Here is an 11,368-nt window from a genome sequence, read left to right as displayed (position 1 = left end):
TCCGCTGTTCTCAGATGTTCCGGAAGCGGTTGATGGCGTCGACGTGCTGGGCGCGCTTGTCCGCGTCGCGCACGCCGAGGCCCTCCTCGGGTGCCAGGCACAGGACGCCGACCTTGCCCTGGTGCACGTTGCGGTGCACGTCGTGGGCGGCCTGCCCGGTGTCCTCCAGGGAGTAGACCTTGGAGAGCGTCGGGTGGATCTTGCCCTTGGCGATGAGGCGGTTGGCTTCCCAGGCCTCGCGGTAGTTGGCGAAGTGCGAGCCGATGATCCGCTTCAGCGACATCCACAGGTAGCGGTTGTCGTACTCGTGCATGTAGCCCGAGGTCGAGGCGCAGGTGGTGATGGTGCCGCCCTTGCGGGTGACGAACACGGAGGCGCCGAAGGTCTCGCGGCCGGGGTGCTCGAAGACGATGTCGATGTCCTCGCCGCCGGTGAGTTCGCGGATGCGCTTGCCGAAGCGCTTCCACTCCTTGGGGTCCTGGGTGGTCTCGTCCTTCCAGAACTTGTAGTCCTCGGCGGTGCGGTCGATGATCGCCTCCGCGCCCATGGACCGGCAGATGGCGGCCTTCTGCTCGCTGGAGACGACACAGATCGGGTTGGCGCCGCCGGCCAGCGCGAACTGGGTGGCGTAGGAGCCGAGTCCGCCGCTGGCGCCCCAGATCAGCACGTTGTCGCCCTGCTTCATACCGGCGCCGTTGCGGGACACCAGCTGACGGTAGGCGGTGGAGTTGACCAGGCCCGGGGCGGCGGCCTCCTCCCACGACAGGTGGTCGGGCTTGGGCATCAGCTGGTTGGACTTGACGAGCGCGACCTCTGCCAGGCCGCCGAAGTTGGTCTCGAAGCCCCAGATGCGCTGCTCGGGGTCGAGCATGGTGTCGTTGTGGCCGTCGCTGGACTCCATCTCGACGGAGAGGCAGTGCGCGACGACCTCGTCACCGGGCCGCCAGGCGTTGACGCCCGGGCCGGTGCGCAGGACGACGCCCGCGAGGTCGGACCCGATGATGTGGTACGGCAGGTCGTGGCGCTTGGCCAGCTCGTTGGTGCGGCCGTAGCGCTCCAGGAACCCGAAGGTCGACAGCGGCTCGAAGATCGAGGTCCACACGGAGTTGTAGTTGACCGAGGAGGCCATCACGGCCACCAGGGCCTCGCCCGGGCCCAGCTCGGGCAGCGGCACCTCGTCCAGGTGCAGCGACTTGCGCGGGTCCTTCTCGCGGGTCTGCATGCCCGCGAACATCTCCGTCTCGTCCTTGTGCACGGTGATCGCTCGGTACGACTCCGGCAGCGGCAGAGCGGCGAAGTCTTCCGGCGTCGAGTCCGGTGACTGGATCGCGTCCAGGATGTCCTTAACGGTCACGGTGATGCCTCCGGCCTATGGCGTCTTGAGGGGAGACGCTGAGGGTTACGTCGGTGCTGCTGAGGGTGGGTGGAGAAGTGCCGTCGGTTCGGCGGTGGTGCTGTTCGGCAGCGCTTTGTGGCGCGGGAGGTTGCCTGTGACGCAGGCGTCCGGGCGGGCAGACCGTTGGTTTGCTGGGACAGCCGACGTACGAATGGTCTCTGCACGCCGGCCGCCCGGACACCTTCAACGTATGACACCGCGTGTCACCTCGCAAGGCACTGAGTGCCAGAACCTGCTCTCAGGTGAAATCTTTACGTAACAAATGAGCGATGATCGATCGAACGGGCCGCGAAAGGTGCCTGAAAAGCACCCCTGACATGGCAAAACGGCCACCCCGGAGGGTGGCCGTGATCACAGCGGTGTTGCGGGACCAGGCGGTCCGGGCGCCACTCAGCGGTCCCTGAGGGCCTCCTCGATGGTCCGCATGACCTGGTCGAGCGGGGCGTCCGTGCGGGCGACCGTCACCAGCACCTCGCCGTGCGTGGAGACCGTCGCGGCGGCGGGCTTGGCGGGCGTGCTGCGTCCGGCCCCGATGCCGGACCCGAACGTCTTCCGTACGATCGCGAAGGCGTGGTCCAGCTGTGCCTCGACGTCTCCCTGTCCGCCGGCCCGCAGCCAGCGGCGCAGCACGTGGTTGTGGGCGGTGACCACGGCGGACGCGGCGACCTCCGCCAGCAGCGGGTCGTCGTTGGCGTCGTCGTCGTGCGCGTGCTCGTCGAAGTGGCCGAGGAGGTAGCGGGTGAAGAGCCGCTCGTAGCGGGCGACGGACGCGATCTCCGCCTCGCGCAGGGTGGGTACCTCGCGCGTGAGGGTGTAGCGGGCGACCGAGATCTCCGGCCGGGCCGCGTACATCCGCATGACCTCCTTGATGCCGCGGCACACCGTGTCGAGCGGGTGCTCGTGCGCGGGGGCGGCGTTGAGGACGGCCTCGGCCCGGATCAGCGTGTCGTCGTGGTCCGGGAAGATCGCCTCTTCCTTGGAGCGGAAGTGACGGAAGAAGGTGCGGCGGGCCACCCCGGCCGCGGCCGCGATCTCGTCGACGGTGGTCGCCTCGTACCCCTTGGTCGCGAACAACTCCATCGCTGCGGCCGCCAGCTCTCGGCGCATCTTGAGCCGCTGGGCGGCGGCGCGGTTGCCCGCGGCACTCTCCGGCGCGTCGGGCGTGGCTGGGGTACGTGCGGACTTGGCGGGCTGGGACATGACCTGAACGTACTGCATGTGCGCAGCTTGCCGCGCACGTCCGGTGCTCCCCCCGCCCCGGACGGGCGGGGGAGTGCCGGGCCACGCGGACGGGGGAGGGCTGCCCGGGTCGAGCAGCCCGCCCCAGTCCGTACCGGTGTCCGGGTCCGTGTCGAACCGGTCGCCCGGCCGGTCAGCGGCGGGCATACTCGCGGAAGCCCCGGCCCGTCTTGCGGCCGAGGCAGCCCGCGGCCACCAGGTGCTCCAGGAGCGGCGCCGGGGCCAGCCCCGGGTCGCGGAACTCGCGGTGCAGGACCTTCTCGATGGCCAGCGAGACGTCGAGCCCGACGACGTCCAGGAGCTCGAAGGGGCCCATCGGGTAGCCGCCGCCCAGCTTCATCGCCGCGTCGATGTCGTCCAGGGACGCGTAGTGTTCCTGCACCATCTTGATCGCGTTGTTGAGGTATGGGAAGAGCAGCGCGTTCACGATGAAGCCCGCCCGGTCCCCGCAGTCGACCGCGTGCTTCTTGATCCCGGCGCAGACCTCGCGCACCGTCGAGTGGACGTCGTCGGCCGTCAGCACCGTACGGACCACCTCGACCAGCTTCATCGCCGGTGCCGGGTTGAAGAAGTGCATGCCGATCACGTCCTGCGGACGCGAGGTCGCCCGGGCGCAGGCGACGACCGGCAGGGAGGACGTCGTGGTGGCCAGCACCGCGCCCGGCTTGCAGACCTTGTCCAGCGTCGCGAACAGCTGCCGCTTGACCTCCAGGTCCTCGGCGACGGCCTCCACCGCCAGATCGACGTCGGCGAACGCGTCGTAGGAGCCGGCCGCGGTGATCCGGTCCAGGGTCTGCGCGGCGGCCTCCGCGGTCAGCCGGCCCTTGTCGACGGAGCGTGCGAGCGACTTGCCGATCCTGGCCTTGGCGGTCTGCGCCTTCTGCTCGCTGCGGGCCGCGAGCACGACCTGGTAACCGGCCTTGGCGAACACCTCGGCGATACCGGACGCCATCGTGCCGGAGCCCGCGACGCCGACGCTGCGGACCGTACGGCCGGGGGTGTCGAGGCTGCCGGACAGCGGTGTCAGGGCGTCCGGCACGACCGTGGCGCTGCCGGGAGCCTCGTACGCGTAGAAACCGCGGCCCGACTTGCGGCCGGTCAGACCCGCCTCGCTGAGCTGCTTGAGGATCGGGGCGGGGGCGTGCAGACGGTCGTGGGACTCGGCGTACATGGCCTCCAGGACGGTCCGGGCGGTGTCGACGCCGATCAGGTCGAGCAGCGCGAGCGGGCCCATGGGCAGCCCGCAGCCCAGCCGCATCGCGGCGTCGATGTCCTCGCGGGAGGCGTACTTCGCCTCGTACATCGCGGCGGCCTGGTTGAGGTAGCCGAACAGCAGCCCGTCGGCGACGAACCCGGGCCGGTCGCCGACCGCGACGGGTTCCTTGCCGAGCTCCAGCGCGAGGTCCGTGACCGCGGCGACGGCCTGCGGCGCGGTCAGCACCGACGAGACGACCTCGACCAGCTTCATCGCCGGCGCCGGGTTGAAGAAGTGCAGACCCAGCACGCGCTCGGGGCGGGCCGAGTCGGCGGCGAGCCGGGTGACGGACAGGGCGTTGGTGCCGGTGGCGAGAACCGTCTCGGGCCGCACGATCCGGTCGAGCTCACGGAAGATCTGGTGCTTGATCTCGTACGACTCCGGGACCACCTCGATGACCAGGTCGGCGTCGGCCGCCGCACCCAGATCGGTGGACGTCCGGACCCGGCCGAGCGCGTCGGCGCGCTCCTGCTCGGTCAGCCGGCCGCGCTCCACGGCGCGGGCGGTGGCGGTCTCCAGGGCGGCGACGGCCTTGGCGGTCGCCGCCTCGCTGATGTCGATGCCGACGACGTCGCGGCCGGCCTTGGCCAGGACCTCGGCGATGCCGGTGCCCATGGTGCCGAGGCCGACCACGGCGACGGTCTGCAACGGGGACAGAGGGGTGTCGGACAGGGGAGTGGCCATCGCGGACTCCAGGAAAGAGGTGACGACTGGGAGCGCGCCCGGTGCGCCGGGGGATCGCGGCCGAAGCCGGGAACCACGTGCACCGGGTGCGGAGAAGGAGTGCGGGTGTTGCCGGGCTGCTAGCGCACACGCCCGGTGCCGTGCTGACGGGCGTGCACACGCCCCACAACGGCGGAACCGACCGGCCCTGTCCCGGGGCCGGGTCGTAATCAGGTACGCGATGTACCGAACCGACTGCTCTCGCGGTGGCTGCGTCACCAGGCCACCGCGAACCGATCTACGAGTGGGTAACTCGCTCGTATGAGCTTAACCGGTGGGTAACGAGCGCGCCAGCCCCCGAGTTTGTGATGTAGGTCCCGGTCGCCCGGCAGCACCCCTAATCTCGGGTTCCATGGACGAAGAGTTGCGATCACTCACGGAACGCTTACGGCAGGAGGCAGGCGCGACGGCCGGTTACGACCGGCTGGTGGCGACCGAGGACCTCGACGACCTGGCGGAAGTGCTCACCGCTCCCGGACAGCCGCTGTGGGCCAGGGAACTGGCCGCCTTCCGGCTCGGGACGGCGGGCGACCGACGGGCCTTCGAATCCCTCGTCCTGTTCCTCAACCACCGCGACCCACCGCGCTGCGCCTCCGCCGCCCACGCCCTGGCCCGCCTGAGCGATCCCCGCACCGCCCGCGCGGCCGCCGCCCTGGCCACCAACGAACTGCGGGTCGCCTACGCCCTGCACCCGGTGCGCCTCCTGGTGCACCTGCGCGCCCCCGAGGCCGTGCCCGCGCTGATCACCACCCTGCAGCGACGGCTGCGCCCGCACGACCCGTACCGCAGGGTGGCACTCGCCTGCGTGGAGGGGCTCGGCACGCTCGGCGACCCCCGGGCCCGACCGGTCCTCAACGAGGCCCTGGCCCACCCGGTGCTCGCCGAGGCGGCCGTGCACGCGCTGGCCCGGATCCCCCGGCAGCGCCGATGAGACGTACGGCCCCGACGAGCGAGCCGACCAGGGCGCCTGAGCCGGGCGTCACGTCGAGGCGCGGACCACGAGTTCCGGGACCATCCACGCGCCTTCCCCCACGGCGGGTTCCTTGCCCTCCAGCATCTGCGCCACCTGCTCGACCGCCAGACGCCCCACCTGCCGTTTGTCGATGCTCAGGGTGGTCAGCGCGGGCTCGACCAGTTCGCCCAGGGACAGACCGTCGAAGCCGAGGACGGCCAGGTCGTGCGGCACCCGCCGACCCCGGCGGCGGGCGGCCCGCATGCCGCCGATGGCGACGAGGTCGTTGAAGCCGACGACGGCGGTCACGTCCGGATGCCGCTCGAGGAGCCGCTCGACGGCCCGCTCGCCCGCGGCCACATTGTGGTCGTCGCAGTGGGACAGCCAGTCCGGGCCCACCGCCAGCCCGTGCTCACGCGCCTCGGCCAGGAAGTACTCGCCCCGGGGGCTGCGCGTGCCGGGCACCGCGCAGTCCAGCATGCCGATCCGGCGGTGCCCCCGCTCCACCAGGTGCGCCATGGCGGCCCGCATACCGGTCGCGAAGTCGATGCCCACCGATCCGAAGCGGGTCTGGTCCGGGGCGCGTTCCAGGAGCACGATCGGCAGCCCGGCGGCGTACCGGGCGAGTACGTCGTCGGTGCTGTCGAAGTAGCCGACGATGGCGTCGGCCTGTCCGGACAGCAGGTCGAGTGCCTCCTCTTCCTCCTCGGCGTCGTGCCGGGACTCGAACACGGTGACGTTCCAGCCCTGCGGCTTGGCGACCTCCAGCACACCGGCGGCGACCTCGGGGAAGTACGGGTTGGCCAGGTCGGAGACGACCAGCCCGATGGTCACCGAGCCCGCCCGGCGCAGGCCCCGGGCGTGCCGGCTGGGCCGGTATCCGAGGCTGCGGACGGCGGCCAGCACGCGCTCCTTGGTCGCGGGATCGATCTCGCCCTTGTCGTTGATGGCACGCGAGACGGTCTGCCGGGACACCCCGGCCAGCCTGGCGACATCCAGGATCGTGGCCCGGCCGGGCCGCACGAGCGTGTGGTCAGCGGGTCGCTGCTGTTTGCCCGGCACCATGTCAACCGTCCTTAAACAGGTGTGCTCATCCCTGGTCTGAGATCCCACATTGTCAGCCGAGGGTGACGGCGAAGACGTGCACCCCCGGTTCTTCGGGATTTGTCCCCTCGCCGTAACGCGGCAGAGTGATCGACTCCAGCGTCCTCGCCGGGTCGAGCGGCGCCGCGCACCAGCCCACGCGGGCGGGCCTGTCGGCGCGGCCGTCGGGGCGGTTGTGGTACGGCATGGAGACGATGGTGTGCGCGCCTGCCGGGTAGTCCCCCTCGCCGAGGGTGTCGAGGGCCAGCAGCGGGATCTCCTGCCGACTGCCGTCGGTGTAGGTCGCCAGGCCCGGCCCGAAGCTGCGGTCGGCGGTGCCCAGGAGCAGGAAGCCGATCCGCGACCCCGAGCCGCTCATCGTGATGGTCTGCCCGTCGGCCCGTACGTTGTCAGGCTCCCCCGGGGCGGTGTCGGGCCACCGGAACTCGAGGCCCCCGTGCGCGACCGGGCCACCGGGGACGATGCCGGCCGCGGCCAGGGCCTGCGCGGACAGGCTGACGCCGGTGCCGCCCAGGTCGGCGATGCCGGGGGCGTCGTCGCTGCTGATCCCTCTGCTGTCGCGGGCCGCGGCGAAGGAGTCGTGGACGACGGGCGCGGGCACCGTCGGATCGAGCATGAGGGAGACGTCGGGCCGCACGGCTCCACGCGAGGCGAGGACACGGACCCGCAGACGGTGGGAGGTCAGGGGGCGGGGCAGGGACACCAGACGCTTGTGCCCCACGGTCGTGCCCGTCGCCACCCGCTCCCACGCGCCCGACAGCCACACGTCGACGGCGAAGGACTCGACGAGCTGCCCGTGCCGGATGTCCTCGCTCAGGCCCACCACGTTGAAGGTGCGCGGCTGCGGCAGCTCGACCAGGACGCTGTCGGGAACGTCCTCGCCGGTGTGCGCGTCGGCGGCGAGATCGACGCCGTACGCCTCGCGCAGGACGCGGCCGAACTCGGTGAGCCGTGCCAGGTCCGGGTCGGCGAACCGGCCGCGCCGGTCGGGCGGCACGTTGAGCAGCAGGACGGCGTTGCGGCCCACCGAGTGCCGGTACAGGTCCATCAGCCGGGGCAGCGACTTGACGGCGGTGTCCTGGGAGGCGTGGTGGAACCAGCCCGGCCGGATGGAGACGTCGACCTCGGCGGGATACCAGGCGAAGTGACCGGCCCGACGCATGGCCGCGGGCCCCGCGAGGTCGTGTTCCTCCTCAGCCACGGCGGTGGTGTGCCCGAACTCGGACGGCTCGTCGCGCATCGGGACGACGCTCCACTCGCTGTAACGGGCGTAGCCGCTCTCGTTGCCCACCCAGCGGACGTCGGGACCGCCGACCGCGCACGTGGCGTCGGGCGCCAGCGCGCGCACCATGGAGAACCACGTGTCGTGGTCGTAGTGCTGTTTGGTGGCGGTCGGATCGGCGCCGTCCAGCCACACCTCGCCCACCGGCCCGTGCTCCGTGAGCAGTTCGTACAGCTGGTTCAGGTAGTAGCGGTTGTAGTCGTCCACCACGTAGGTGAAGGAAGGCAGTTCCCCCGACTCGACGCGGGCCGCCCGGTCGTCGCCGGGCACCAGGGTCGGGATGACCGTCTCGACGGCGGGGCTGCCGTTGCCGTAGCAGCCGTCGGCGGCGTGCGTCTGGTGCAGGTCGGCGGGGGAGAGGTAGACGCCGAGGCCCAGTCCCACCGCGCGGGCGGCCTCGGCGAGTTCGCGGACGACGTCGCCCCGCCCCGCTCGCCAGGGCGTCGCCGCCACCGAGTGCGCGGTGTAGCGGCTGGGCCACAGGCAGAACCCGTCGTGATGCTTGGCGGTGAGGATCACCGACCGGAAACCGGCGTCCGCGAGGCTGCGCGCCCACTGTCCGCAGTCCAGCTCCACCGGGTCGAACAGGGACAGGTCGTCGGTGCCCGAGCCGCACTCCAGGCCGGTGAAGGTGTTGATGCCGAAGTGCACGAAGGCGACGAGTTCCTGCCGCTGCCAGGCGACCTGCCGGGGCGTCGGGCGGACCGTGGACGCCTTGCGGCGCAGCTCGTCGTCGCTGTCGCCGGGGTCGACGGCGACCCGGGGAAAGGGTTCGGAGGTCATGTGCTTACCAGATTCCCTCGGGCGCGCTCAGTGGGCGTGGTTGTCGTTGATCAGACGGACGAAGGTGCGCGGTGTGACCACCTCGGCCTGCGGTCCCAGTCCGTTCACCACGGTCTGCACGTCGGTCAGGGTCTTGGTCCAGCAGTGCACCAGGACCAGTGTGTAACCGTCGGCGGAGCCCGGCGCGGCGGGGCGTTTGTTGATGGCGTCGATGAGGTCGGGCTCCTCGGTCTGCCCCGCCCACAGGACGTTGCGCTGCGCGATCACCGGCTTGCCGTTGACCCATCTGATCCCGCCCTTCACGCCAGGGCCGAAGTAGAACAGGGCGTCGATGTTCGGCTGCCGCAGGTAGGGCGCCCACAGGTCGGAGCGCTTGAAGACCGGCTGGTCGTCGAGGATCTCGCAGATCCGCAGGTCCGCCTTGCCCATGTACTCGTTCAGGGTGACGGTGTGGGCGTCGAGCGCGTCGGCGGGCATGTGGCTCGGATAGGTGTATCCGCGACCGCTGGGACCGGCGATGAAGTTGTCCCAGGCCGGGCCGGCCGAGGCGTTCTCGTAGTACCAGCGCAGCGGGCCGGGGGCCAGGTCGACCAGGGAGGGGCTGATGCCGAAGCCCACGTCGAAGCTGCCGCGCACCGGGTTGGCGAAGTACTGCTGCAGCCCCCACAGGTTGAAGGCCACGTTGTCGCCGTCGCTGATGACGAAGGTGACGTAGTGCTTGTTCGCGGTCGCCGGTGCGGGTTCCGGCTTCTGGGACAGGCCCTCGGTGCTGTGGATGCCGCTCAGTACGGAGAGGTTGGGGGCCAGGTCGGACGGGATGGACGTGACGCCTTCCTCGGACGCCTGCTGGATCATCGCGGTCTCGTCGTTGCCGTATCCCATGAGCGTGGCGGCGGGCTCCAGGTCGCCCAGCACACCGGCCCGCCATTTGGTCACCCCGTCGTAGAAGGTGAACGAGTCGGTGAGGGCGATGTAGTCGCGCAGGTGGTAGTAGACGGTGGGGTTGAGTTCGGCCGCGATGTGGTCGGCGAAGAGGGTCTGGTACGTGCTGTACGCCCAGTGCTCGTCCTTGTCCGAGACGTCGAGCAGCATCCGCGTGACGCCGAGGGCCTGCACGGCGCTCTCCTGTGTCACGTCGACGATCAGGGCGTTCATCGGTCCGCCCAGCGACGACGCCACGTTGAGTGACGCCGGGTTGGCCGTCAGGTCGTACCGGATGTAGCCGCGCACGGTGCGCCGGAAGCGGGTCAGCAGCTGCTGCCAGGTGGGGTAGGCGTCGTCGAGGGCGATGCCGTAGGTGGTGTGCAGGAAGTTCTTCCAGATCGCGCCCGGTCCGCCCTCGTCGATGAAGATGCCTTCGGAGGAGGTCTTGGCGACCAGGCCCTGCAGCGAGGCCACCAGCACCCGGTCCGGGTTGGAGGTGAGGTTGGCGGACGGGATCACGTCCAGCGACCGCAGGGCGGTGCCCTTCGGCAGGGCGATTCCGGCCGGGGTCGTGGAGGTGGTCGAGGCGCCCTCCGCCGCGGTGGCGCCGGCGAGAGTGGGGACGGCGGCCAGGGCGGAGGCCGCGAGGGCCGACTTGCCGAGGGCTCTGCGGCTGATGTGCATGGTCATGCGGAAGCTCCGGACGGGTAGAGCCAGCAGTGCACCCACTGGCCGGTGGGGTGTTCGGTTCGGGCGGGGAAGGCCTGGCGGCAACTGTCGGTGGCGAAGGGGCAGCGGGGATGGAAGCGGCAACCCGGCGGCGGGGACGCGAGGTTCGGGGGCTCGCCGCTGTCCTCCACGTCGGTGAAGACGGAGCTCCCGCCGGGCGCGAGGGTCCGCGCCGGATCAGGCGAGGAGCTCAGCAGCAGCCGTGTGTACGGGTGCTGGGGATTCTGGATGACCTCTTCGGTCGGCCCGCCCTCGACCATCTGGCCGGCGTACATGACGTGGATCTCCTCCGCGAGGTACCGGGCGCCGGCGATGTCGTGCGTGATGTACAGCAGGGCCAGGTCCTCCTCGTCGCGCAGCCTGGCGAGCAGGTTGAGGATGTCCAGCCGCATCGACACGTCGAGCATCGAGATGGGTTCGTCCCCGAGGAGCACCCGGGGGCCGACCGCGAGCGCCCGGGCGATGGCCACCCGCTGGCGCTGACCGCCGGACAGCTCGTGCGGCAGTTTGCCGACGAAGTCCCGGGTGGGCGTCAGGCTGACCCGCTCCAGCAGGTCGAGCACCCGCTCCTCGATGTCACCGCGGCCTGCCCGGCCGTGGATGCGCAGGGCGCGCGCCAGGTTGTGGCGGACGGTGTGCATGGAGTTGAGGGAGGCGAACGGGTCCTGGAACACCATCTGGACCTCGGAGTAGTACTCCCGGGCCGCCCGGCCGCGACGCGGCCCGACCGGCTCACCGCGCAGCCGGATCTCACCGGAGGTCGGGGTGTACATCAGGGCGAACAACCGCGCCAGGGTCGTCTTGCCGCTGCCGCTCTCACCGACGAGGGCGACGATGCGTCCGCGTCGCAGTCGCAGCGACGCGTGTTCCAGCGCCTTGACGGTGGAGGTACGGCCGAGCCCGCCGCGCACCGTGAAGTGCATGGTCACGTCGTCCGCCTCGAGGACGGGCGGTTCCGGGACGACGTCGGATTCTTCGGGG

Annotated in this window: 8 protein-coding genes; 1 reads left to right on the top strand and 7 read right to left on the bottom strand. The window is 71.0% G+C overall.

Features of this window, described 5'->3' with window-relative positions; all coding sequences use genetic code 11:
- Positions 1 to 10 precede the first annotated feature (10 nt).
- The 3 genes from ccrA to ABZ027_RS19815 all read right to left on the bottom strand — a co-directional run bounded on the left by ccrA (position 11) and on the right by ABZ027_RS19815 (position 4,574).
- Positions 11 to 1,354 carry a crotonyl-CoA carboxylase/reductase gene (ccrA, locus tag ABZ027_RS19825; RefSeq protein WP_356769964.1) on the bottom strand — a complete coding sequence of 448 codons (1,344 nt, stop codon included), beginning with the start codon at positions 1,352 to 1,354 and terminating at the stop codon, positions 11 to 13.
- Positions 1,355 to 1,786: 432 nt separating this feature from the next.
- On the bottom strand, positions 1,787 to 2,596 hold the full coding sequence (locus ABZ027_RS19820; RefSeq protein WP_356770059.1) for a TetR family transcriptional regulator: 810 nt from the start codon (positions 2,594 to 2,596) through the stop codon (positions 1,787 to 1,789).
- 172 nt (positions 2,597 to 2,768) lie between these two features.
- Positions 2,769 to 4,574: a 3-hydroxyacyl-CoA dehydrogenase family protein gene (locus ABZ027_RS19815; protein WP_356769962.1), complete on the bottom strand. Its 1,806-nt coding sequence runs from the start codon at positions 4,572 to 4,574 to the stop codon at positions 2,769 to 2,771.
- A 391-nt stretch (positions 4,575 to 4,965) separates the two neighbouring features.
- Between ABZ027_RS19815 and ABZ027_RS19810 the strand changes: the two genes are divergently transcribed.
- A complete protein-coding gene (locus tag ABZ027_RS19810) occupies positions 4,966 to 5,544 on the top strand; it encodes an adenylosuccinate lyase (protein ID WP_356769960.1) in 579 nt (192 codons plus the stop codon).
- A 48-nt stretch (positions 5,545 to 5,592) separates the two neighbouring features.
- Here the strand turns inward: ABZ027_RS19810 and ABZ027_RS19805 are convergent, their stop codons facing one another.
- From ABZ027_RS19805 to ABZ027_RS19790, 4 genes are read right to left on the bottom strand one after another with little or no spacing between them, the layout of a single operon-like run.
- On the bottom strand, positions 5,593 to 6,630 hold the full coding sequence (locus tag ABZ027_RS19805; protein ID WP_356769958.1) for a LacI family DNA-binding transcriptional regulator: 1,038 nt from the start codon (positions 6,628 to 6,630) through the stop codon (positions 5,593 to 5,595).
- 52 nt (positions 6,631 to 6,682) lie between these two features.
- Positions 6,683 to 8,734, bottom strand: a complete 2,052-nt coding sequence (locus tag ABZ027_RS19800; protein ID WP_356769956.1) for an alpha-L-fucosidase — start codon at positions 8,732 to 8,734, stop codon at positions 6,683 to 6,685.
- A gap of 27 nt (positions 8,735 to 8,761) precedes the next feature.
- Entirely contained in the window at positions 8,762 to 10,348 is a 1,587-nt protein-coding gene (locus ABZ027_RS19795; RefSeq protein WP_356769954.1) for a GxGYxYP domain-containing protein, read from the bottom strand.
- Entirely contained in the window at positions 10,345 to 11,310 is a 966-nt protein-coding gene (locus ABZ027_RS19790; protein ID WP_356770057.1) for an ABC transporter ATP-binding protein, read from the bottom strand. The genes ABZ027_RS19795 and ABZ027_RS19790 overlap by 4 nt, the downstream gene beginning before the upstream one ends.
- Positions 11,311 to 11,368 lie beyond the last annotated feature (58 nt).

The sequence above is a fragment of the Streptomyces sp. NPDC006332 genome (assembly GCF_040612855.1).
Classification (GTDB): domain Bacteria; phylum Actinomycetota; class Actinomycetes; order Streptomycetales; family Streptomycetaceae; genus Streptomyces.
The sequence above is the reverse complement of the archived record's forward strand: the minus strand, read 5'-3'. Positions and strand labels throughout refer to the sequence as shown.